Origin of the sequence: Capnocytophaga genosp. AHN8471 (assembly GCF_016806945.1) — a bacterium.
GTDB lineage: Bacteria > Bacteroidota > Bacteroidia > Flavobacteriales > Flavobacteriaceae > Capnocytophaga > Capnocytophaga periodontitidis.
The window spans coordinates 47,286-71,554 of record NZ_JAESPJ010000007.1 but is presented as its reverse complement, the minus strand read 5'-3'; the positions used below and the strand labels follow the sequence as shown (position 1 = coordinate 71,554).

At 35.7% G+C, this 24,269-nt stretch carries 21 protein-coding genes, 3 tRNA genes and 1 pseudogene; 17 read left to right on the top strand and 8 right to left on the bottom strand.

The window, feature by feature from the left end:
- Complete coding sequence (locus tag JMN12_RS03520; protein WP_009412117.1) at nucleotides 1-981, bottom strand: hypothetical protein; 981 nt, start codon at nucleotides 979-981, stop codon at nucleotides 1-3.
- A gap of 127 nt (nucleotides 982-1,108) precedes the next feature.
- On the opposite strand from JMN12_RS03520, the gene JMN12_RS03515 reads away from it, so the two are divergent.
- Nucleotides 1,109-1,453, top strand: coding sequence for a CidA/LrgA family protein (locus JMN12_RS03515; RefSeq protein ID WP_009412116.1), 345 nt, complete (start codon nucleotides 1,109-1,111; stop codon nucleotides 1,451-1,453).
- A gap of 1 nt (nucleotide 1,454) precedes the next feature.
- The gene (locus tag JMN12_RS03510; protein WP_009412115.1) at nucleotides 1,455-2,147 is read left to right on the top strand and encodes an LrgB family protein; all 693 of its coding nucleotides are present in this window, start codon (nucleotides 1,455-1,457) and stop codon (nucleotides 2,145-2,147) included.
- Here the strand turns inward: JMN12_RS03510 and JMN12_RS03505 are convergent.
- Nucleotides 2,122-2,556, bottom strand: a complete 435-nt coding sequence (locus JMN12_RS03505; protein WP_203137177.1) for a hypothetical protein — start codon at nucleotides 2,554-2,556, stop codon at nucleotides 2,122-2,124. The genes JMN12_RS03510 and JMN12_RS03505 overlap by 26 nt on opposite strands.
- A gap of 443 nt (nucleotides 2,557-2,999) precedes the next feature.
- Between JMN12_RS03505 and JMN12_RS03500 the strand changes: the two genes are divergently transcribed.
- Nucleotides 3,000-4,166 carry an IS4 family transposase gene (locus JMN12_RS03500; RefSeq protein WP_203137175.1) on the top strand — a complete coding sequence of 389 codons (1,167 nt, stop codon included), beginning with the start codon at nucleotides 3,000-3,002 and terminating at the stop codon, nucleotides 4,164-4,166.
- Between the two features lie 240 nt (nucleotides 4,167-4,406).
- Here JMN12_RS03500 and JMN12_RS03495 read toward each other — a convergent pair whose 3' ends face one another.
- A complete protein-coding gene (locus JMN12_RS03495; RefSeq protein WP_203137173.1) occupies nucleotides 4,407-4,754 on the bottom strand; it encodes an immunity 22 family protein in 348 nt (115 codons plus the stop codon).
- Nucleotides 4,755-4,855: 101 nt separating this feature from the next.
- Entirely contained in the window at nucleotides 4,856-6,970 is a 2,115-nt protein-coding gene (gene recG / locus JMN12_RS03490; RefSeq protein WP_203137163.1) for an ATP-dependent DNA helicase RecG, read from the bottom strand.
- A 110-nt stretch (nucleotides 6,971-7,080) separates the two neighbouring features.
- On the opposite strand from recG, the gene alaS reads away from it, so the two are divergent.
- The 4 genes from alaS (at nucleotide 7,081) to mscL (ending at nucleotide 12,289) form a co-directional block, all read left to right on the top strand.
- Entirely contained in the window at nucleotides 7,081-9,714 is a 2,634-nt protein-coding gene (gene alaS / locus JMN12_RS03485; protein ID WP_203137161.1) for an alanine--tRNA ligase, read from the top strand.
- Entirely contained in the window at nucleotides 9,714-10,280 is a 567-nt protein-coding gene (locus tag JMN12_RS03480; RefSeq protein WP_203137159.1) for an ACP phosphodiesterase, read from the top strand. Before alaS ends, JMN12_RS03480 begins: the two co-directional genes overlap by 1 nt.
- Nucleotides 10,281-10,385: 105 nt before the next feature.
- A complete protein-coding gene (hemN, locus tag JMN12_RS03475; RefSeq protein ID WP_203137157.1) occupies nucleotides 10,386-11,750 on the top strand; it encodes an oxygen-independent coproporphyrinogen III oxidase in 1,365 nt (454 codons plus the stop codon).
- Nucleotides 11,751-11,911: 161 nt separating this feature from the next.
- Nucleotides 11,912-12,289, top strand: coding sequence for a large conductance mechanosensitive channel protein MscL (gene mscL, locus JMN12_RS03470; RefSeq protein ID WP_009412106.1), 378 nt, complete (start codon nucleotides 11,912-11,914; stop codon nucleotides 12,287-12,289).
- 64 nt (nucleotides 12,290-12,353) lie between these two features.
- Here mscL and JMN12_RS03465 read toward each other — a convergent pair whose 3' ends face one another.
- From JMN12_RS03465 to murB, 4 genes are read right to left on the bottom strand one after another with little or no spacing between them, the layout of a single operon-like run.
- Nucleotides 12,354-13,382 carry a quinone-dependent dihydroorotate dehydrogenase gene (locus JMN12_RS03465; RefSeq protein ID WP_203137155.1) on the bottom strand — a complete coding sequence of 343 codons (1,029 nt, stop codon included), beginning with the start codon at nucleotides 13,380-13,382 and terminating at the stop codon, nucleotides 12,354-12,356.
- A 26-nt stretch (nucleotides 13,383-13,408) separates the two neighbouring features.
- Nucleotides 13,409-14,881, bottom strand: a complete 1,473-nt coding sequence (gene cysS / locus JMN12_RS03460; protein ID WP_203137153.1) for a cysteine--tRNA ligase — start codon at nucleotides 14,879-14,881, stop codon at nucleotides 13,409-13,411.
- Between the two features lie 51 nt (nucleotides 14,882-14,932).
- Entirely contained in the window at nucleotides 14,933-15,883 is a 951-nt protein-coding gene (locus tag JMN12_RS03455) for a glycosyltransferase family 2 protein (protein ID WP_203082123.1), read from the bottom strand.
- The gene (gene murB / locus JMN12_RS03450; protein ID WP_203137151.1) at nucleotides 15,883-16,866 is read right to left on the bottom strand and encodes a UDP-N-acetylmuramate dehydrogenase; all 984 of its coding nucleotides are present in this window, start codon (nucleotides 16,864-16,866) and stop codon (nucleotides 15,883-15,885) included. Before murB ends, JMN12_RS03455 begins: the two co-directional genes overlap by 1 nt.
- Before the next feature lie 146 nt (nucleotides 16,867-17,012).
- Between murB and JMN12_RS03445 the strand changes: the two genes are divergently transcribed.
- The 10 genes and pseudogenes from JMN12_RS03445 to JMN12_RS03400 all read left to right on the top strand — a co-directional run bounded on the left by JMN12_RS03445 (nucleotide 17,013) and on the right by JMN12_RS03400 (nucleotide 24,268).
- Nucleotides 17,013-17,327 (top strand): hypothetical protein, encoded by a 315-nt coding sequence (locus JMN12_RS03445; RefSeq protein WP_238423810.1) that lies wholly within the window; start codon nucleotides 17,013-17,015, stop codon nucleotides 17,325-17,327.
- Between the two features lie 2 nt (nucleotides 17,328-17,329).
- A complete protein-coding gene (locus JMN12_RS03440) occupies nucleotides 17,330-17,686 on the top strand; it encodes a hypothetical protein (protein WP_203137139.1) in 357 nt (118 codons plus the stop codon).
- A gap of 7 nt (nucleotides 17,687-17,693) precedes the next feature.
- A complete protein-coding gene (locus tag JMN12_RS03435; RefSeq protein WP_203082126.1) occupies nucleotides 17,694-18,770 on the top strand; it encodes an AI-2E family transporter in 1,077 nt (358 codons plus the stop codon).
- Between the two features lie 231 nt (nucleotides 18,771-19,001).
- Nucleotides 19,002-20,399 (top strand): dihydrolipoyl dehydrogenase, encoded by a 1,398-nt coding sequence (gene lpdA, locus JMN12_RS03430; RefSeq protein ID WP_009412098.1) that lies wholly within the window; start codon nucleotides 19,002-19,004, stop codon nucleotides 20,397-20,399.
- A gap of 319 nt (nucleotides 20,400-20,718) precedes the next feature.
- Nucleotides 20,719-20,802: transfer RNA gene (locus JMN12_RS03425), tRNA-Ser, on the top strand.
- Between the two features lie 30 nt (nucleotides 20,803-20,832).
- Nucleotides 20,833-20,907, top strand: a tRNA-Pro gene (locus JMN12_RS03420).
- 64 nt (nucleotides 20,908-20,971) lie between these two features.
- A tRNA-Arg gene (locus tag JMN12_RS03415) sits at nucleotides 20,972-21,045 on the top strand.
- A gap of 169 nt (nucleotides 21,046-21,214) precedes the next feature.
- Nucleotides 21,215-22,149: pseudogene (locus JMN12_RS03410) on the top strand (phospholipase A).
- 112 nt (nucleotides 22,150-22,261) lie between these two features.
- Entirely contained in the window at nucleotides 22,262-22,882 is a 621-nt protein-coding gene (locus tag JMN12_RS03405) for a TetR/AcrR family transcriptional regulator (protein WP_203137137.1), read from the top strand.
- Between the two features lie 39 nt (nucleotides 22,883-22,921).
- The gene (locus JMN12_RS03400) at nucleotides 22,922-24,268 is read left to right on the top strand and encodes a TolC family protein (RefSeq protein WP_203137135.1); all 1,347 of its coding nucleotides are present in this window, start codon (nucleotides 22,922-22,924) and stop codon (nucleotides 24,266-24,268) included.
- Nucleotide 24,269: the final 1 nt, after the last annotated feature.

Below are 24,269 nucleotides of genomic sequence, written 5' to 3'. Positions count from 1 at the left end.
TTATTTCAGAAGTAAATCAGTAGTACCTACTTGGTTGAGTTTATCGTCGTAAACAGTTACTTTATAAGTACCTTTTTCAAACTCTTTACCTACTTTGGCAATAAAGTCACAAATATCTACACTTTTGTTGTCGTAAATAAAGTGAGTAGCAGTGCTATAGTTCACACTTTCTGATCCAGAAGAGAAACTCTCATTGCTACCTAAAATAGTTCCAGAGGGTGAATTTACTTGTATGTAGAAGTATCTTGATCCCGATTTAGCAATTTTATTAGCACCTACAGTAAAGCATATTTTCAGTTTATCGGCAGCTCTACCTCTATCGGTAGTTTTATTTTTAGAGCCTTTCACTGCTTCAGCAATGAGTTTGCCAATTTGCAAAGCAGACCCTGTTTCCACTACCTTTTTAAGTTGATTAGTTTGACGAGCGAGAGAGTCTACTTTAGCACTTGCTAAATCTAATTTCACGCTTACACTATCCAAATCTTTTTTGATAGCCGAGTTCACACGCATTAAAGAGTCATTCTTTCTTATCAAAAGGTCGCGTTCTTTAGCTAAAGTGAAAGCTTGATTTTTGAAGCGAGCTAAAGAAGAGATACTCACTTTCATATTTTGTAAAGAGTCGATGTATTGGTCAATTTTATTGCGCGCTTGCAATAAATCTTCTTTTACATCTTTGTTTTCAATTACAACTTTGTCGTAGCTATCTCTCAGTAATTTTAAATCACTCATCACTTGTTTTTTTTGTGAGGTGAGCTCATTTTCAGTAATTTGTCTATCTTTATTGAGAGAATAGGTGTAATATCCTAAACCACCAGTTGCAATAGCCAATATAGCGATGAGTATTTTTGATAAAACACCGCCTCCTTTAGGCTTGTCGTCATCAGGGAGTCCATAAGCAGGAAGAGATTGATCGCTTCCTCTTTCAGCTAAACTGTTGTTAGCTTGTTCTAAAAAAAGGGGTTTGTCGTAGTTATTGCTCATAAGTCACTTTTTAAAATCTTGCAAATGTAGTAATAAAAATGTATATAATGCAAATTTTTTACATTTTTTTATTCACATTAAAAAAAGAAGTTGTAATTTTGCCACCGTTTTTTAATGGAAACAAGTTATGTTAATACGTTATTTTGCTATTATTTTTGGCTGTTTGGGTATAGGTGAATTGATTGTAGCTCTTACACATATTCCTTTTCCTTCTAGTATCATCGGAATGCTTTTTCTTACCTTATTTTTACAACTCGGATGGATAAAACTGCAATCGATTAAAGCTCTCTCCGATTTGCTAATTTCCAATTTAGGTCTCTTTTTTGTTCCTCCTAGCATAGGTATTATGGCTTATTTCAAGCAGATAGGTGAAAACTTTTTAGCTATTTTTATTTCTATTATTATCAGTACTATAGTAGTGATTGTAGTTACTGGTCACGTATATCAATTTTTCCGTAAACGTCTTAAATAAAATGAAAGCACTCGCAGAAAATCAAGTAGTTTTATTAGGTATTACCTTTATCCTTTATTATGGGGTATTGCTATTACAAAAAAAATATAATTCAGTATTCTTAAACCCTGTACTCATTACTGTTTTAGTATTAGTTTCATATCTTATCATCTTTAAAATATCTCCTGAAAAATATGAAGAAGCTGGACAGTATATTGATTTTTGGCTCAAACCTTCTATTGTAGCCTTAGGGGTACCTCTTTATCTTCAACTTTCTAAGATAAGAAAACAACTTATCCCGTTAGTAGTTTCTCAGTTTGCAGGTAGTTTAGTGGGGATTATAACAGTATGTTTAACAGCTAAATGGTTAGGACTATCCAATGATATTGCTATTTCTTTAGCACCAAAATCGGTAACAACTCCTATTGCATTAGAAGTATCGCGTGTGCTCCACGGCATTGAGCCTATCACCGTGATGGCAGTGATGACTACGGGCTTTTTGGGGAATATTTTTGGAATTACTTTTCTCAATTGGTTTCGTATCAAGAGTCCGATGGCAAAAGGAATTTCTTTAGGTACAGCTTCTCACGCGCTGGGTATAATGGCAGCGTTTAACCTCAGTGAAAAATATGCTGTATACGCAAGTTTAGGGATGATATTCAATGGTATTTTTACAGCTGTATTAGCTCCTACAGTGGTGCATCTGTTGTTCTAATTTCAGTGTTTGTTGTACTTGCAGAATAAGGGAAATAGTACAAGCTATCTACTTTTTCATCTTCAAAATGGATAAGGACTTTGTCTATAGTAATGTTGTTATCAGTAGTAGTTCGTTTAAAAAGTGTTTTAATATCGTTTAAACTCTTTTTAAAAATATCTATATCGTCAATAAATTCACATTGAAAGGGCTGTTTTTGCTCTTGAGGAGTTATTTCTTCAATCATTACATAACGAAGTATGTTGTTTTTAGTAAAGCTAAATTCTATTTTGTAATGAGTATTGTAGATAGCTAAAATTTTTTGGTTTTCAGACCACACATCGGCTATAGTTTGAATAAGAGTTTTATCATATAAGACTTTATTTATGCCTTTATCTGTAAAGAAATCAGTTGTTTTTATGGTATACATATTTTATCAGATTTGTTAAAATTGATAGTAATGTTGCTATTGAAAACAAAGAGGTGATAAAAGCCAATGGTAGAGCATAAATAGTAATCTTTTCCAAGAAGTTATAAGAGAAAAAAACTATCTCAAAAATAGAATTGCTCAAGATTGCTCTTTTTGAGGGATGGTTACTTTCTTCATATTGTAGCAGATAAGGAAAGAGTGTTATATAACTAGTGAGCAATAATAAGAGGGCTACTATTAGATAGAAGCTAAAGTCTTTAAAAGGTGTATATTTATCTACATTCATTACACTATTCAACTGTTATTTTTTGTCCTTTGTCACTGCTGTCCACTTAAAATTAATAATTGTTCTTTGAAATAATTGAAATATAGTTAGTTATATAGTATTTCTGAGTCAACGGATTTGATTTCATACCTTTGCAGAGCATCATAAGATTCTGCATATGCATCAAGATAAATTTGTTTTCGCTCAGTTAGTCTCATTTCTTAACAGAAATCATTTTAATTATCTAGTCCGTAAGTATGAGGGTGATAAGTATATCAAGTTCTTCAGCTGTTGGAATCAGTTACTTACACTCATGTTTGGTCAACTTAGTAATCGTGAAAGTCTTCGTGACCTGATAGTAGCTATTAATGCTCATCAGAAAAAGAGTTATCATCTTGGATTTGGTAAACATGTAACTAAGAGTAATCTTGCAAAAGCAAATCAAAACCGAGACTATCATATCTTTGAGGATTTTGCTTACTTCCTTGTTAATGAAGCTAGACGTAAACGAGCTGTAGATATCTTCAAGTTAGGAGGCAATATATATGCGTTTGATTCAACTACTATAGACTTATGTTTAGATGTATTTTGGTGGGCTAAGTTCCGTAAATATAAGGGAGGCATCAAGATACATACCCTCTATGATATTGAGACTCAAACACCAACGTTTTTTCATGTTACAAATGCCAAAGTAAATGATGTAAATGCTATGGATGTAATTCCTTATGAGATAGGATCGTACTATGTATTTGATAGAGGATACAACGACTTCAAACGTCTCTATAAAATCAAAACATTAGACTCTTTCTTTGTCATCAGATCCAAGAAAAACCTTCAATATAAGTGTATTAAATGGAAATGTCGACTTCCTAAGAACATATTGTCTGCTGCAGAGATTGAATTGACTGGATACAATCCTCATCAATACTATCCAGAATCTCTTAGGCTTATTCGTTATTGGGATAACGAGTCAAACAAAGAGTTTACCTATCTTACCAATGCTAAACATCTAACGGCTCAACAAATTGCAAATTTGTATAAAAACAGATGGCAAGTTGAGCTTTTCTTTAAATGGCTCAAGCAACATCTCAAAATTAAGAAATTCTGGGGAACAACAGAAAATGCTGTAAGAATACAAATCTATGCAGCTATATCAGCTTACTGTTTGGTTGCTATCATACAACATGATATGAAACTTAAGAGAAGTACTTATGAACTCTTACAGATACTCAGTATCTCGTTGACTGATAAAACTCCTTTGAGAGAACTTTTTGACAAAACTATATTCAATAATGACAAAGAACGAAATAGTTCAAACGAACCGCTATTATTTAATTTTGATTAGTATCATTTTTTAGTGGACACTAGTGGTCCTTTGTAAGAGAAATAATCTATAATAGTTTGTAATATTTCTTCTTGTTCTATATAAGAGAGGGTATTATCTATTGAATTGCGATAAATAACATAACTGTAAATGTTTTTTTGCTGATAACAACAATCCTTCTCCTAAAATTTTATAGTAATTACCTTTGTAAGATATATAATATTTCCTCTTGTAATTTCTTCTATTTTAATAGGTTTCTTATTACAAATCATACTGTCCTACATATACCAATTGGTTAAAAATTTCACCTTCTACAATATCGCGAGTATCTCCTGAATAGAAAAAAACAGCATTCCCTTGATAAATACTCATTTCTTTACATTTTTCTACCAATAAAGCTCTACTTTTAGCTCCTAAAGGTGTTTCTTTTGTTAAGAATTCTACATCTAAAACTCTATCAAATAAAGGAATGATACCTATAAAGTCGGGGTCATATTCTTCTTCGTTAATATCTTTACAAAAAAGGCAGTTATTATCTTCATCAAAATAAGATTGAAACTCCTCATCAGTACCTTCAAAAGTACCTATCCAAATTTTTATTTTGTTCATTTTCTTTTTAATAAGGTAAACTATTTTCGAATTTCTTTAGTGCTTCAAATGAGTTATCAGTAGTTTCTTTTATGCTGAATATTTTCATATATTTTGTAGGATTACGAAATATATGTCCATAAATTCTTGTGTCGTTGTAACTGATTAAGAGTATAGGCAACCCGTTGGTTTTGAGGTAATTCTAAATTAGGGTCAGTTTTGAGTAGGTCGATAGCTTGAAAGCGAGCAGCTTTTAGTATATCTTGGTCTTTCACGAGATCGGCTATTTTTAGGGCAAGCACTCCACTTTGTTGAGTTCCCATCAGGTCGCCAGGACCTCGCAGTTTAAGATCTACTTCAGCAATTTCAAAACCATCATTAGTGCGTACCATTGTTTCCATACGGATGCGAGTTTCGTTACTCATTTTGTTGCCTGTGAGCAATATGCAATAACTCTGTTCACTACCACGACCTACACGTCCGCGCAATTGGTGTAGTTGTGAAAGACCAAAACGTTCGGCACTTTCAATTACCATTACTGAAGCATTAGGTACATTTACTCCTACTTCTATTACGGTGGTAGCTACCATTATTTGTGTTTCATTGCGCAGGAAACGCTCCATTTCAGCATCTTTTTCAGCAGGTTTAAGTTTCCCGTGCACAATCGATACTTTGTATTTTGGTAATGGAAAACTTGCTGTGATATACTCATAACCTTCAGTAAGATTTTTAAAATCTAAAGCTTCTGATTCTTCTATGAGAGGATATACCACATAAGCCTGCCTGCCTTTATCTATTTCTCTTTTGATAAATTCATAAGTCTCTGCACGTCGGTTTTCATATTGGTGTAAAGTTTTGATAGGTTTGCGCCCAGGAGGAAGTTCATCAATTACCGATACATCTAAATCGCCATATACGCTCATTGCTAAAGTACGTGGAATGGGAGTAGCTGTCATTACCAAAATATGGGGAGGAATAGTATTTTTACGCCATAGTTTTGCTCTTTGTTCTACCCCAAAACGGTGTTGTTCATCAATAATAGCAAGTCCTAAATTCTGAAATTGTACCTTCTCTTCTAATAGAGCGTGAGTGCCTATGAGAATAGAAAGTTCACCAGATTGTAATTGTTCATCTAATATTCTGCGTTCTTTTGTTTTAGAGGAGCCTGTGAGTAGAGCAACGGTTACCCCAGTGTTTTTTAGCAACTCACTAATGGTTTGGTAATGCTGGTTAGCGAGAATTTCGGTAGGAGCCATTAAACAAGCTTGACAATGATTATCTACTGCCAAAAGCATTGTCATTAGAGCAACAATTGTTTTTCCAGACCCAACATCGCCTTGTAACAAACGGTTCATTTGGGCATTGGAGCCTACATCAGCACGTATTTCTTTCAGTACTCGCTTTTGGGCATTGGTGAGAGGAAAAGGGAGGTGATGGTTGTAGAAGTTCATAAAAGCATCACCTACTTTTTTGAAAGGTTGTCCTTGAAATTTCTGTTTGTGTAACAGATTTTTGCGTACTAATTGTACTTGTATATAAAAGAGTTCTTCAAATTTCAATCGTATAGAGGCTTTGGTAAGCAAGGATTGGTTGGTAGGAAAATGAATATTACGCATCGCCTCTTGCTTAGAAATGAGATTCATAGCAGTGAGTATTGTATCGGGTAGATTCTCTGTGAAATTATATCCTATTTCTTCAAAAACGGTTTGTACTAATTGGCGCATTACTCTATTGGTAATGTTGCGTTTAGCTAATTTTTCAGTAGATGGATAAACGGGCTGAATACTGCTATGTCCTGTTTTTTTGAACTCGCTGAGTAAATCCATTTCGGGATGAGGCATAGAAAAAGTTCCTCCAAAGAAATTCAACTTGCCAAAAATAACGTAAGGCTCGTTGATTTTTAGAGAATCACGCAACCATTTTAGCCCTTTGAACCACACGAGTTCCATAGTCCCTGTCTCGTCTACAAAGGTAGCGACAAGGCGGGTGCCTTTTTGATGAGCTGACTCTACAGTACGTAGATTTACTATTTTACCCACAAGTTGTACCTCAGCATTATTATTTTGTAACTCATTGATTTTGTAGAACTTAGTTCGATCGATATACCTATTGGGGAAGAGGTTCAACAAATCTTGATACTCATAAATGCCGAGTTCCGTTTTCAGGAGTTCAGCTCGCTGAGTGCCCACCCCGCGTAGATGACTTATAGAAGTATGTAGGATATTTTCTGGAATCATAAGGGCAAAAGTAGTGAATAATTAGTAAATGAGCAAATTTGCTAATTGAAAAAAATATTGTTACTTTTGCGCCCTGAAAAAGTTAATTATCAACTGTTAATCGAAAATATATGACTTCACAAGAAATAAGAAATCTATTCCTAAAATTCTTCGAAAGCAAAGGACATACCATTGTTCCTTCAGCTCCTATGGTAATCAAAAATGACCCTACCTTGATGTTTACTAACGCAGGTATGAACCAGTTTAAAGAGTTTTTCTTAGGACACGCAAAACCTAAACACAAACGTGTGGCTGATACTCAAAAATGTTTGCGTGTATCGGGCAAGCACAACGATTTGGAAGAGGTAGGTCGCGACACCTATCACCACACGATGTTTGAGATGCTCGGCAATTGGTCGTTTGGTGATTACTTCAAAAGAGAAGCCATTAGTTGGGCGTGGGAATTGCTCACCGAAATATACAAAATTCCCAAAGAAAACCTCTATGTAACCGTTTTTGAAGGCAGTGAAGAAGACGGTGTGCCTTTTGACCAAGAAGCATTCGATATTTGGAAAGAACGGATTGCTGAAGATCATATCTTGCTTGGGAATAAGAAGGATAACTTTTGGGAAATGGGAGACCAAGGTCCTTGTGGTCCTTGTACCGAAATTCACGTGGATATCCGTTCAGATGAAGAAAAAGCCAAAGTGCCAGGTCGCGACCTTGTGAATAACGACCACCCTCAGGTAATTGAGATTTGGAATAATGTGTTTATGGAGTTCAACCGCAAAGCCGACGGCAGTCTCGAAAAACTACCTTCTCGCAACGTGGATACAGGTATGGGGTTTGAACGCCTCTGTATGGTTTTGCAGAAGAAACAATCAAATTACGATACCGATGTGTTTACCCCTCTCATTCACAAAGTGGAAGAGATTACCCAAAGTAGATATACCTCAGGCGACCGTGTGACTCCTGAACAAGAACAAGTAAATATTGCGATTCGTGTGATTTCAGACCATATTAGGGCTGTGGCTTTTGCCATAGCCGATGGTCAGTTGCCCTCTAACAATGGTGCTGGTTATGTGATACGCCGTATTTTGCGCCGTGCTATTCGCTATGGTTTTACTTTCTTAAACCAAAAAGAACCGTTTATCTACAAATTAGTAGAGACACTCTCTAACCAAATGGGAGGTACTTTCCCCGAATTGGAGAAACAGCAATTCCTGATTATGAGTGTTATAAAAGAAGAAGAGGCTTCTTTCTTGCGTACTCTTGAACAAGGTTTGTTGATGCTTGATGTGATGATTCAAAATAGCCCTGATAAGCAACTATCGGGTGGAAAAGCCTTTGAATTATATGATACTTATGGTTTTCCTAAAGATTTAACTGCGCTCATTCTTTCTGAAAAAGGGCTCACTATGGATGAAGAAGGGTTTGAAGTACAATTACAAAAGCAAAAAGAACGTTCGCGTGCTGCTGCTCAAGTAAAAACTGATGATTGGGTAGTGCTTCGTGACGACGATGAAGAAGAGTTTATAGGGTATGACGCCTTAGAGGCTGTAGTGCGTTTAGTGAAATATCGTCGTGTAGAAAGTCAGAAAGACGGTACTCATTTTCAGCTGGTATTCAACACTACTCCTTTCTATCCGGAAGGAGGTGGGCAAGTAGGTGATAAAGGTATATTACAAGCTGCTAATGGTGAACTTATCTATATTTTAGACACTAAAAAAGAAAACAACCTCATCATTCACATAGCCGAGCATCTTCCTACAGAACTCAACGACCCGTTCAAAGCAGAAGTACATTCAGTAGCACGTGAAATGGCAGAAGCTAACCATAGTGCAACTCACTTGTTACACCAAGCCCTCCGTGAAGTATTAGGTACTCACGTAGAGCAAAAAGGTTCACGTGTAGCTCCTGAAGCTTTGCGCTTCGACTTCTCTCACTTTGCTAAACTCACTTCTGATGAACTTAAAGAAGTAGAACAATTGGTAAACAAACGTATTTTTGAGAAAATTCCTTTGCAAGAACACCGAAATATTTCTATCCAACAAGCGGTAGAATCTGGCGCTATGGCACTCTTTGGTGAAAAGTACGGCGACCGTGTCCGTATGATTCAGTTTGGTGATAGCAAAGAGCTTTGTGGAGGAACTCACGTAAAGAACACAGGCGATATTTGGTATTTCAAAATCATCTCAGAAGGTGCAGTAGCAGCAGGTATTCGCCGTATTGAAGCGATTACCCGTGGAGGAGCTATGAAGTATTTTACAGAACAAGAACAGCTGGTAGAACGTATCAAAGAAACAGTTAAAAATACACAAGACCCTGTGAAAGCTATTACGCACTTACAAGAAGAAAATGCGGCTTTGCACAGAGAATTGGAACAACTGAAAAAAGAACAAGCTAAACAACTCAAAGCTAATCTCAAAGCTGAATTTACTGAAATTAATGGTATTCAATGTCTTATCAAACAAGTAGATGCTGAGGTAGCAACGCTTAAAGACCTTGCTTTTGAATTAGGTAGTGAGGTAAAAAATGCTTTTGTTTTCTTTGCTTCAGCTCACGAAGAAGGTAAAGCACTCTTGTTATGCTATATCAATAAAGAATTGGCACAAGCCAAAGGATTAGATGCTGGTAAGATAGTACGAGAACTGGGCAAATACATTCACGGAGGAGGTGGCGGACAGCCATTCTTTGCAACCGCAGGAGGTAAAAACCCTAGTGGTATTACCGAAGCACTTTCTAAGGTAAAAGATTATTTATAATGAATTTTTTGGCTCATATTTACCTTTCAGGCGAAGGCAATGAACTGCTCACTATTGGCAACTTTATCGCCGATACCGTACGAGGCAAAGAATACTTACAATACCCCGAAGCAATGCAACGGGGTATTTTATTACATCGGAGAATAGATACTTTCACTGATGCACACGCCATTTTCCGGAAAAGTAAACACCGATTGGTGCCTACTTACAACCATTACGCAGGGGTGCTGGTAGATATTTTTTACGACTATTGTCTTGCTAAACATTGGAAAGAATATTCTACTATATCTTTAGAACAATATGCCCAACGTTTTTACAACTCTTTACAAAAACATCAACTCTTGTTAAGTAAAAAAGCACAGAATTTGAGCAAATATATCATAGCAGAACATTGGTTAGAAAAATATCAGACTATTGAAGGAATAGCATCAATACTCTATCAAATGGATAGGCGTACGGGATTTATTTCCAAAATGCAATATGCTGCCAATGATTTGTGCAAGGATGAAAGTTTATATGAAAAAGAGTTTGGAAACTTCTTTGGAGAAATACAAAAATCTATATGAAGTATTGGTTTTCAGAAGATTATATTGTTGATGCTATTTATTTTTCATTTTTCATTTTTCATTTTTCACTTTTTTTTATACCTTTGCCTCGTTTTTTGTACAAAAATGCCAATATCTCTTATTCAAAAATACAATGTAGCAGGTCCTCGCTATACTAGCTACCCTACTGTCCCTTATTGGGATAGTAGTACTTTTTCCACTGAAAAATGGTTAGAGAGTTTATCCAAATCATATTCTGAGAGTAATAGTACTGAAGGTATTAGTCTCTACATTCATTTACCTTTTTGTGAGAGCCTTTGTACTTTTTGTGGTTGTCATAAGCGTATTACCAAACGTCACGAAATGGAAATACCTTATATAGAAGCAGTACTCAAAGAGTGGCAATTGTATACTGATTTTTTGAAAGAACGCCCTCGTATTAAAGAGATACATTTAGGAGGTGGTACTCCTACCTTTTTTCAACCCTATCAATTACGCCGATTGATAGAAGGTATTTTTGAGCGTGCTGATAGAGTGAAAAGCTATGAGTTTAGCTTTGAAGGGCATCCTAATAATACCACTGAAGCTCATTTACAAACACTTTACAATTTAGGTTTCAAACGTGTGAGTTATGGTGTACAAGATTATTCGCCTAAGGTACAAAAAGCCATTCACCGCATTCAACCTTTTGAAAATGTACACCGTGTTACCGAACAAGCCAGAACTATCGGCTATACCTCTGTAAGCCACGATTTGATCTTTGGTTTGCCGTTTCAAACCTTAGACGATGTACTCTTTACTATTGATAAGAGTAATACCCTTCGTCCAGATCGTATAGCTTTCTATAGTTATGCACATGTACCTTGGATAAAAGGTAGTGGGCAACGTGGTTTTAAAGATGAAGATGTACCTACAGGAGAAGTGAAGCGTCAATTGTATGAAGTGGGTAAACAGCATCTACTTGAGGCAGGCTATATAGAAATAGGGATGGATCACTTTGCTTTACCTACTGATAGTATGTATCACGCATTCAAAAACAAACAATTACATCGTAATTTTATGGGGTATACCGCCTCTAAAACTCAAGTGATGATAGGTTTAGGAATGTCATCTATCAGTGATAGTTGGTATGGTTTTGCTCAGAATGAAAAAGACTTAGACGACTATTATGCACGTCTTGAAAAGAATGAAATTCCTGTTTGTAAAGGGCATATTCTCAATAAAGAAGATTTGATTATCAGGCGTCACATTCTTAATCTAATGTGTCAGTTTGAGACCTCTTGGAATGATGAGGCACTTCAATTTCCTAAAATAAACGAAGTAATAACTCACTTACAGGAGATGCAAAACGATGGTTTACTGCATATAGCAGGCAATCATATAGAAGTCCCTGATGCAGGAAAACCTTTTATTAGAAATATCTGTATGGCTTTCGATTTGCATTTGCAGCGCAAAATGCCTAACACCAAAATATTTAGTATGACAGTTTAAAAAGTTATACTTAACCGTCATAGTGATTGAGTTTTTTAGTTAGTGATGAAAAGGGACAGTTGTGAAATTCGTCCCTTTTCTTTTTTGTATTTCAGAAAAAAATATTATTTTTGCCCCCGAAATAAAAACAAATCTTTTTTTAACTTAAAAATTGAATTATTATGGGATTTTTAAAAGAATTTAAAGAGTTTGCAGTAAAAGGCAACGTAGTAGATTTAGCCATTGGGGTTATCATTGGGGCTGCTTTTGGTGCTATTGTATCATCATTAGTATCTGATGTAATTACTCCTTTGTTATTGACTCCAGCACTTAAAGCTGCTCAAGTTCAAGAATTAGAAAAACTAATTTGGAATGGGGTTGCTTATGGTAAGTTCCTTGCTGCTGTGATCAATTTCTTGTTTGTAGCTTTTGTATTGTTTATGCTTGTAAAAGGTATTAACAAATTGAAGAAAAAAGAAGAAGAAGCTCCAGCAGCTCCTGCAGGTCCTACTCAAGAAGAACTATTGGCTGAAATTAGAGATTTATTGAAAAATAAATAGAAAATTTTCGTGTAACCGCAACACTACACACTTCAACAATTGTTTAATTAAAACCACGCCCCATTTATAAGGCGTGGTTCTTTTTTATAAGTTTTTTATTAATGCGCTTTATAAGTCCAGCTCCTTCGTAGATAAATCCAGTGTAAAGTTGTACTAATGAAGCTCCTGCTTCTAATTTTTCAAGAGCATCCTCTTCACTAAAAATACCTCCTACACCTATGATAGGAAAGGCTTTACCACTTTTTTCACTCAAAAAGCGAATTACTTCGGTAGCGCGCTCACGAAGTGGTTTCCCACTAAGTCCACCAGTTTCTTTCTTGTTATCGGAGTGTAATCCTTCTCTACTGATAGTAGTGTTAGTAGCAATTACCCCAGCAATATGTGTTTCTTTTACAATTTCTATGATGTCTAACAACTGTTCATCAGTGAGATCTGGAGCAATTTTTAGGAGAATAGGTTTGGGGTTTTCTTTGGATGAATTCTTTTCTTGAAGGGTGTTTAGTAACTGCTTTAGAGGTTCTTTCTCTTGTAGCGAACGTAGGTTAGGGGTATTCGGAGAGCTCACATTCACTACAAAATAATCCACATAATTAAAAAGCTGTTCAAAACAAATGAGATAATCATTTACAGCTTCCTCATTAGGAGTAATTTTATTCTTCCCTATGTTGCCTCCTATTAATACACCTTTGTTTTTTTTGAGTCTCTCTACAGCTGCTGCTACTCCTTCATTATTAAACCCCATACGATTGATAATACCTTGATCATCTATAAGGCGAAAAAGTCGTTTTTTGGGGTTTCCTGGTTGTGGTTTAGGGGTGATGGTACCTATTTCTATAAAACCAAAGCCTAAGTTGGATAACTCTTGGTATAAAGTAGCGTCCTTGTCGAGCCCAGCTGCTAATCCCACAGGGTTTTTGAACTGTAATCCAAAAACTTCTCGGTGCAAAGAAGGATGCTCTACTTGATAGATAGACCGAATGAGAGAGGGTACAAAAGGTATTTTGTGTATCAACTTCAAATATTTGAAAGTAAAATGATGTGCCTTCTCGGGGTCGAGACTAAAAAGTAACGGACGTATGAATAACTTGTACATAGCAGTTAGCTTAAAGATTCTTCTTTTTAATTTACAATGTAACTTGTTCCTTCCTTACCGTCTTTGAGTTGGATACCCATTGCAAGAAGTTCATCTCTAATCTTGTCAGAAAGCGCCCAATCTTTATTAGCACGAGCTTCCATTCGCATATTAATAAGCAATTGGAGCACTCCATCGAGTTTGTCGTTGTTATTAGCAGTTTGTTGCTCACTTTGTAGACCTAAAACATCAAAAACAAAAGCATTCATTAGAGTTTTCAGTTCATTGAGTTCAGCTACTGAAATCTTTTCATCACCATTAATCCATTTTACAGCTTCAAAAAGATGAGCTATAAGTATAGGTGAATTGAAATCGTCTAAAAGGGCATCATAGCATTTTTGTTTCCATTGATCAATTTCATACGAAAGAGGTCCTGGGTGTTCTAAATCGGTAGACATTTCATTCAATGTTTTTACAGCTTCCATAAGCCTTGAGAAGCCTTTTTCAGCAGCAAGCATTGCCTCATTAGAAATGTCAAGCACACTGCGGTAGTGGGCTTGCATAAAGCAGAAGCGTATCACAGCAGGAGCAAAAGGTTTTTCAAAGAAACTATTCTCTCCACTGATGAGTTGCATTGGCAATATATAATTACCAATAGATTTACTCATACGTTGTCCATTCATAGTGAGCATATTAGCGTGCATCCAATAACGAACGGGACTTTCTCCGTGTCCTGCTTTCCCTTGTGCAATTTCACATTCGTGGTGTGGGAACTTCAAATCCATACCTCCTCCGTGAATATCAAACTGATTGCCAAGATATTTAGTACTCATCACGGTACATTCTAAGTGCCAACCAGGAAAACCATCACCCCAAGGCGATGCCCAGCGCATAATATGAGCTGGAGAAGCCTTTTTCCAAAGCGCAAAGTCCTGAGGATTACGTTTTTCTCCTTGCCCATCTAAATCTCGAGTATTAGCAAAGAGTTCTTCTATGTTACGACGAGAAAGTTCTCCATAGTTGAGCCCTCGTTTGTTGTATTCAAGTACATCAAAGTATACAGAACCATTGCTTTCGTAAGCAAAGCCGTCTTTTAGTAGTTTTTCGGTAAGTTGTATTTGTTCTAGTATATGTCCTGTAGCAGTAGGTTCAATAGTAGGAGGCAGTAAGTTGAATATCTCCAAAACCTTGTGAAAATCAACGGTGTATTTTTGTACGATTTCCATAGGTTCAAGTTTTTCAAGACGAGATTGTTTCACAAAACGGTCGTTGTTCACATCTCCATCATCAGTAAGGTGACCAGCATCTGTGATATTACGTACATAACGCACTTTGTAGCCTAAAAATTTAAGTGTGCGATACACAAAATCAAACGACATAAAGGTGCGTACATTACCTAAGTGGACATTGCTATATACGGTAGGTCCACATACGTACATCCCTACATTATTTTCGTGTAAGGGTACAAATACTTCTTTCTCTCCTGTTAAGGAATTGAATATTTTTAATTGATGATTCATTCTGATATTATTTAAGTTTATATTTACTATTTTTTCGTAACTTGTAATTCGTTATTTGTTATTTGTTTTTTCTCTAATTTTATACCTCTCTTCATTACTCTTAGTCTTTAAGATGATTTCTCCTAAAAAACCAGCAATAAATAACTGTGTACCAATAAGCATAGTAGTAAGTGCAAGATAAAACTGAGGTCTATCAGCAATAAGGCGACCATTAGGGTTGATAAATAATTTATCAATTCCAAGGTAAGCTGAGAATAAGAAACCTATAAAGAACATCAGTACCCCCAATGCTCCAAAAAAGTGCATTGGTCGTTTGCCAAAATGTGACAAGAAACTAATAGTGATAAGGTCTAAAAATCCGTTGATAAACCTACTCATACCAAATTTCGTAACACCATATTTGCGAGCTTGATGTTGCACTACTTTCTCAGTAATACGATTGAACCCCGCATTCTTTGCTAATACGGGAATATAGCGATGCATCTCTCCTGATACTTCAACATTCTTTACAACCTCTTGTTTGTAGGCTTTAAGCCCACAATTAAAGTCGTGAAGTGTGAGACCTGAGGTTTTGCGTGCTGCCCAGTTGAAAAGTTTAGAAGGTAAGTTCTTTGTTAAAACTGAATCGTAACGCTTTTTCTTCCATCCTGATACGAGGTCATACCCTTCTTGGGTAATCATATTGTAAAGAGCAGGAATCTCATCAGGACTGTCCTGCAGGTCGGCATCCATAGTAATCACCACATCTCCTTGTGCTTGTTTAAAGCCAGCGTGTAGTGCTTGTGATTTACCATAGTTGCTCAAAAAGCGAATACCCTTTATGTTGCTATCTTTAGCCGATAATTCTTCAATCACCTGCCAAGAATTATCAGTACTACCGTCATCTACAAAAATAATTTCGTAGGAATAACTATGCTCAGTAAGTACTTTATGTAGCCACTGATAAAGTTCGGGCAATGATTCTTGTTCATTGAGTAGTGGTATGACAATTGATATATTCATTAGAAAATATTTACTTCAAATTCTAAAGTGATGCCAAATTGCTTGAGTACAGTTGCTTGTACATAATGAGCCACAGCTAAAATTTCTTTGCCAGTAGCTTTTCCATAGTTCACAAGCACTAAGGCTTGCAAGTTGTGTACTCCTGCATCTCCCTTTCTATATCCTTTGAGCCCTGCGCGATCTATCAACCAACCAGCAGGCACTTTCACTTGTGTTTCATCAATAGAATAAGAAGGAATATCTGGATATTGAATTTTTAATTCTTCGTAATTTGTTTTTGAGATGATAGGATTTTTGAAAAAACTACCACAGTTCCCTAATGTATCAGGATTAGGCAGTTTGCTTTGGCGTATACTTATTACTATTTCCGAGAGTTGTTTAGGAGTAGGGGAGGAGAGCCTTCTTTCGGCGAGTAGCTGTTGGATAGCCCCATATTCGGTATGCAAAAGATGATTGCGTTTGGTGAGTTTAAAGGTAACTGCTGTAATAATATAATTGCCTTTTTCTTTTCCTTTGAAGATAGATTCACGATAGCCAAAACTACATTCAGCGTTAGTAAAATTTCGCTTTTGTAAACTGTGAATATTGATAGCCTCGCAACTCTCCATTACATCTTTGATTTCAACCCCATAGGCTCCAATGTTTTGCACAGGGGTAGTTCCTACATTTCCATAGATAAGTGAGAGGTTTTCAAGTCCACCATAACCTTGAGATAAAGTATATTGCACAAACTGATGCCAGTTTTCACCTGCTTGTGCTTTAATCCATACATTATCGTTATTTTCTTTTACAATGCTAATACCCTTTAGAAGAATATGTAATACAGGTTGTGTGATATCTTGGGTGAGTAACATATTGCTTCCTCCACCTAAAACAAAAGGATTTTTGTGTTGTTGCAAAGCCTCAACTAAAACCTCTTCGCTGTGTATAGGGAGGTAAATGTTTGCTTTGACATTGATATTGAAAGTGTTAGGTATTTGCATAACGGCTTATCTAAAATCACCGCGCAAAGGTAAGAGATAATTAGCAAATTAGCAAATTTAACATTGATTCTTCGCTTGTTAGGTAAGATGGTAAAAGATAAAAAACTAACTAAAAATTTGGAACTATAAATCTAAAAGAAGTATATTTGCAACCTATTATAGTTTTATTAGCAATTATGGAGCTTGATATCCTCAAAAATAATTGGAGTGATGCACAGATAGTAGATGTATCTTATCAGAAAGGAACTTTACTATTAGCGTTAAAAGACTATCAAAATATAATATATGAGTACCTTTTTGAAAAGGTTTTTGCATTATCATTTGAGAATTATCTCAATGAAGATATTAGTGAGATACATTCTTCTTTTTGGAAAGAAGAAAATGATACCATTTGCCAAATAGATATTCTATCAGCTTGGACAAATAAAGAAATTGTAAGTTTTTCATTTTTTACACATTAACTATGGCAGCCGAAGGATATGTAATATTTGAAGATGCTACTTGGTATCAAAAGCATAAAGAGGAAATTAAAGAACAGATTATTTCATTAGATACTTATGTATATCATCCAAAGCAAATAGGCTCCTATCTAATGAAAGAAGGCGAATATTGGCTAAAAGGTATTGAGAGTAAGCCTCCACCAGCTGATTGGCCATACAATGTACGTATCTTTTTAGATCGAGAGGACTATATTTTTATAGAAATCACAGCACACCCCCTAAGTATAGAAAGAACCCTCACTCAATTTTTAAATTGGATAAGAAAGCAAACTCCTATCGTTTTTCAAGATGAAGACGGAGAGGATTTTGGTTATCAATAAATTAATTATGAATTCAAAAGAAATAGCAAATGGCATACTCCGTGCCGTAGGAATCATTGCTTTAGTAGTATTAGGGCTGTATACACTCTATTTACTACAATCTATTATTATTTATCTTATTGTATCATTGGTACTGACATTAATGGGGAAACCTCTTATTCAGTTTTTTTATAAACGATTGCATATAAAGAGCCGTACCCTCTGTGTTATCCTTACAATGACAATTTTTATCTTATTAGCCTTGAGTGTGTTTAGCTTGTTTATCCCACTACTTGTTTCACAAGGCAAGAATCTATCAGGGCTTAATATCGATTTGCTCAAAACCAATATAGATAATCTTATTCAACAAACCCTCAGTAAGGTAGGTCTTCAAAAAGAAGATTATTCTTTTGGAGTACAAGAAATGTTAAATTTTATTGACATTCCTAACTTTCTTAATTCTTTTATCTCTTTTATTAGTGATTTTGGAGTGGGAGCCTTTTCAGTACTCTTTATTAGCTTTTTCTTTATGAAAGATGGTGAAAAAATTCTTATAGCCCTTCTTTCTACCTTTTCTACTCACAGAAAACGAAAACTCAAAACCTCTATTTTCAAAATAAACAACCTCTTATCACGTTATTTTGTAGGATTGATACTTCAAATCACCATACTTTTTGTGATTTACACTGTTATATTGCTTATTTTTGGAGTAGAGAACGCCTTTATTATCGCACTACTTTGTGCATTGCTCAACCTTATTCCTTACGTAGGGCCAATGATAGGCTTTGTATTAATGGCACTCCTTACAATGAGCAGTAATCTGCAAAACGATTTTATGACGGTAAGTCTACCTACTACTATCTATGTACTTATAGGCTTTATTGTAGGACAATTTATAGATAATGTTTTCTCACAACCTCTTATATTTTCAAACTCCGTAAAATCTACTGCCTTAGAGATTTTTCTCATCACGCTTATCAGTGGTACGCTTTTCGGTATGGTAGGAATGGTAGTGGCTATCCCAGCCTATACCGTACTGAAAGTAGTTTTAAAAGAATTTTTTCCTAATAATAAGATTGTAGAGTTACTCACTAAAAATCTATAGTTATGAAACAACTATTGGTTTGTAGAAATATCCGATAAAACAAAAATACAATTCTGGTGCATAACTAAAAATATAACTTTGAATTTTACAAAAGCTAAATTACTCTTAATCTACTATTTTTCAAACAACTAAAAAAATAACTAAGAAAAAAAGTGCTTTATATAGCAACTAATCAAAATATTATTCGTAACTTTGTATCCTAAATATCAAAATTGATAAATTTTAAAAGAAATGAGTAAATACGACGTTATTGTATTAGGAAGTGGTCCTGGTGGTTATGTTACTGCCATTCGCGCTTCTCAATTAGGTTTCAAAACCGCTGTAATCGAAAAAGAAAACCTCGGAGGTATCTGCCTCAACTGGGGTTGTATCCCTACTAAAGCTTTGCTAAAATCAGCACAAGTGTTTGAATATCTTAAACACGCTGAAAGCTATGGTATCAAAGTAAAAGATGGCTCTTTCGACAAAGATTTTCCTGCTGTTATCAAACGTAGTCGCGATGTAGCCTCTACAATGAGCAAAGGGGTACAGTTCTTAATGAAAAAGAACAAAATAGACGTGATTATGGGCTATGGTACTCTTAAACCTGGCAAAAAAGTAGATGTAAAAGATAAAGACGGTAAAGTAACTGAATATAGTGCCGACCATATCATTATCGCTACTGGAGCTCGTTCACGTGAGTTACCTGCACTTCCTCAAGACGGTAAAAAAATTATCGGTTATCGTCAAGCACTTACTCTTCCTGAGCAACCTAAAAAAATGATTGTAGTAGGTAGTGGTGCTATTGGTATTGAGTTCGCTTACTTCTACAATGCTATGGGTACCGAAGTAACTATTGTAGAGTTTATGCCTAATATCGTTCCTGTAGAAGATGAGGATATTTCAAAACAACTCGAAAAGAGCCTCAAAAAATCAGGTATTAATATTATGACTTCTGCTGAGGTAACAAAAGTAGATACTTCAGGTAAAGGAGTAAAAGCATTCGTAAAAACCGCTAAAGGTGAAGAAATACTCGAAGCTGATATCTTACTCTCTGCTGTGGGTATCAAAACAAATATAGAAAATATTGGTTTAGAAGCAGTTGGTATCAAAACCGAACGCGACAAAATTCAAGTAAACGAATTCTATCAAACTAACGTTCCTGGTTATTACGCTATTGGTGACGTAGTACCAGGTCAAGCCTTAGCACACGTAGCTTCTGCCGAAGGTATTATTTGCGTTGAAAAGATTAAAGGAATGCACGTAGAACCACTTAACTATGGTAATATCCCTGGTTGTACTTACTGTACTCCTGAAATTGCTTCAGTAGGTCTTACTGAGAAACAAGCTAAAGAAAAAGGCTATGAAATAAAAGTAGGTAAATTCCCATTCACAGCCTCTGGTAAAGCTAATGCCGCAGGAACTACTGAAGGTTTTATCAAAGTAATCTTCGATGCTAAATATGGTGAATGGTTAGGTTGCCATATGATTGGTGCTGGCGTTACCGATATGATTGCTGAAGCTGTAGTAGCTCGTAAATTAGAAACTACAGGTCACGAAATCATCAAAGCTGTACACCCTCACCCTACTATGAGCGAAGGCGTAAAAGAAGCTGTAGCCGCTGCTTATGGTGAAGCTATTGATATTTAATTAGTACTTACAAATTTAAACAAATATCTAAAAACTCCAAGTAATACAATTGCTTGGAGTTTTTTAATATTTTGTTGATTGTTACATTTAGTATAAATAAATGATGAAGTGCATTTTTTGAAGAAGAAATGTATAGAAAAATAAGTGATATATTCTTTCTAAAATAAAAATATATAAATACTATGTATTTGATAAATAACTGTTTAATAAATATTTTATAAAAAATATTAAAAAAAGTTTGCGAAAAACTTGCAAGAAATGAAAAATCGTTATACCTTTGCAACCGCAAAACAGAAATAATAAGTTCATATACATAAACGGAGAGGTGCCGGAGTGGTAACGGAGCAGATTGCTAATCTGTCGGCGGGTAACCGTCGCCTGGGTTCGAGTCCCAGTCTCTCCGCATCTAAATGTACTCATTAGATAAGTTTCTCGGGGCGTAGCGTAGTCCGGTCATCGCGCCTGGTTTGGGACCAGGAGGTCGCAGGTTCGAATCCTGCCGCCCCGACAATAAAATATTTCATTAATGTTCCTTTAAGTAGCATTTTTGAAATATTTTTTTTGAAATATAGGGTCACGTAGCTCAGCTGGATAGAGCATCTGCCTTCTAAGCAGACGGTCACAGGTTCGAATCCTGTCGTGATCACGAGAATTTGTTTCATTTTGTATTAAAATTTATGTTCGAAATAACGCAGAGTTTCCGCTCTGCGTTATTTTGTTTTAAAAAGTAAGTGACCTTCTTTTTTATTTAAGAAAACTTTTTTTGTTTATAAAGTTTTTATCCATACCTTTGCACCCGCAAAACAAAGAACAGAATAATGAAACACTCCTTATTTATACTATTTTTAGCAGCATCACCTTTCATTTTTGCCCAAGAAGCAATAAATGATTCTCTACAAGAACTCCCTAAAGCAGAACAGAAAGCTCATAGAAAAGCACAATTAGAACGTACTTTGTCAAAAATGTGGGAACTCGACCGCGCGAAGACCAACGCGGTACTTTTAAACTCGTAGAATACCTCCCTATGTATATAATGCCCTTCCGCTATACCGATGTCCCTACCGAGCAACCCATAAGTCTCAACCCCGACCGCCCCATCCCCGAATGGAGAGATTATCAACACGTAGAAACAAAATTCCAAGTCAGCCTAAAAGCTAAAATTATGCAAGACGCTTTTGGTAAAGGCGATGTGTGGGTCGCTTTCACCCAGCAATCGTATTGGCAGATGTACAACGGTGAGCTTTCACGTCCGTTTAGGGAACTGAATTACGAACCTGAACTCATCTTTACCTATCCGCTAAACTTCTCAGCAGGTAACCTAAAAATGAAAATGATAGGCTTATCCGTAAATCACCAATCTAATGGTAAAGAAGCGGCACATTCCCGCAGTTGGAACAGAATTATTTTATCAGGTATTTTCCTATGGAATGATTTAATGATTAATAGCCGTTTCTGGTGGCGTTTTTCAGAAAAAGCAAGAGAAGATGACAATCCCGATATTGAGAATTATATAGGACGTTGTGAATTGGGCATTGCTTATCCATTCCGTAAAAATGTTTTTAATTTGCGAGTGAGAAATAATTTAAATTTTAATCATAATCGCGGACACATAGAGCTGAATTGGGTATATCCGCTGAGTCGCGACCTGCGTATTTTGTTGCAAGCATCTCACGGTTATGGCGATTCCCTCATCGATTATAATTATAAACAAACAGTTGTAGGCGTAGGATTTACCTTCTTAAGCCTTTAAATAAACCAATCTTATCTCTTACCTCTTACTTCTTATCTAAAATAAAGGAAACTTTTTTTGTTTATTAAGTTTTTTTGTTATACCTTTGCCCCCGAATTAGAGAAAACAGCGTATGAAAGAAGAAATCGTGAAAAGAGCCTTAAACGACTTTATGCAGTACGGGTTTAAAACCTTTACAATGGACGATTTGGCTAACAAAATGGGGATGTCTAAAAAGACACTTTACGAACATTTTCCCTCTAAAAGCGACTTGGTAGAAGCTACATTAGATTACGTTTTAGAAATGAGCTGTAAAAATGCAGATACTTTTGTACAAGGAGAAGGTTCAGTGATAGAAAATGTATACCGCAACCAAAAAAAGGTTCAGGAAGTTTTCAACATCAATAGCGATCGCCCTATCTGGGAACTACAAAAATACTATCCTAAAACATACGAACGTATGGAAAGTGAGTTCGCTAAATCTGATGCACTTTTTATAGATAAACTCTTAGAAAAAGGATGGAAAGAAGGTCTTTTTAGAAAAGATATTAATGTAGACTTTTATAAGATTTTTTATACTAGTGTACAACGTCTTCGTTCTATAACCCGCACTTTTCCTGAAAGAGAATTTCCTTTCTGGGAAACTATCTATACTATTATAGAGTACTTTTTCAGAATACTCGTCAATGAAAAAGGACTTAAAGAATTGGAACGGGTATTAGAACAAGAAAGAAAGCAAAAAAAAATAAACTAATTTCAGTTGCTAACAACTAATGACTAAAAACAAATATCAATGAAAAAAATCATTACGAGTGCTTTGTTGTGCCTCAGTTTTGTGAGCTTTGCACAACAAAAAGAATTGACTTTAAAAGATGCTATTCGTTATGCTTTAGAAAATAAAGCTGATGCCGAAAAAGCTCGCTTAGAAGTAAAGAAAAGCGAATACCAAATACAAGAAGTACGTGCTAATGCACTTCCTAATATTTCAGCTTCTGGAGGTATGGTCTATAATCATAAACTACAAGCTACTTATATTGATGCTAGTACCTTTGCTTTTCCAGGTATGCCCGCAAGTGATGAACCATTAAAAATGGAAATGGGACAAAAATGGACAGCTAATGCCGAAGCTAAACTTACCCAAGTACTCTTCAATCAATCGGTATTTATGGGACTAAAAGCAGCGCGTACTACCCGTGAGTTCTATATGCTCAATCAACAACTTACTGAAAATGACATTATAGAAAAGGTAGCCAAAGCTTACTATCAAGTATACCAAACCCGACAAACATTAGAAAATATAGAAAGTAATTTAGCTCTTACTGAGAAAACAGCTAATGTAGTAAAAGGATTAAACCAATCAGGTTTATCTAAAAAAATAGATGTCGATCGTACTACAGTAGCTGTAAACAATCTTAAATCGGCACGCCAGCAAGCGCTTAACGGATTACAACTTTCCGAAAATGCACTTAAATATATGATTGGTATGCCTATGAATGAGGCTATTACATTGCCTAAAGAAGGATTTGAAGCTAATTATGATTTGGCTTTCGATAAAGGAAATACCAATAACCGTATAGAGTTACAAGTACTTGAGAAACAAAAACAACTTTTAGATATTAATGTAAAGGTACAACGTGCAGCGCTCTATCCATCATTAGCATTGCAAGCAACTTATGGTTATTTGAGTATGGGACCTAAAACACCAATTTTTTACGGTAAAAAAGATAAAGTATACGGTTCTGATTATTCAGCTATCACTTTAGGAGTGAATATACCTATTTTTTCAGGTTTTGGTACACGTGCTAAAATACGTCAAGCTCAGATAGAAAGTCAAGCGCTTGAAGCTACACTCAAAGATACTCGTTTGGCAATGGATTTGGCTTATGAAAATGCTCGTAGCCAACTCACTAACAACCTCCTTACTATTGATTCACAAAAAGAAAACGTAAAACTCGCTGAAGAGGTGTTACTCAATACTCAAAACAACTATCAACAAGGGTTAGCTTCTCTCACTGATTTATTAGAAGCTGAACGCTCTCTATCCGATGCTAAGAATAACTATACTACTGCCTTGTTAGACTATAAGTTGGCAGAAATTGAACTGCTAAAATCACAAGGGAAGTTAGAGACAATGAAGTAAG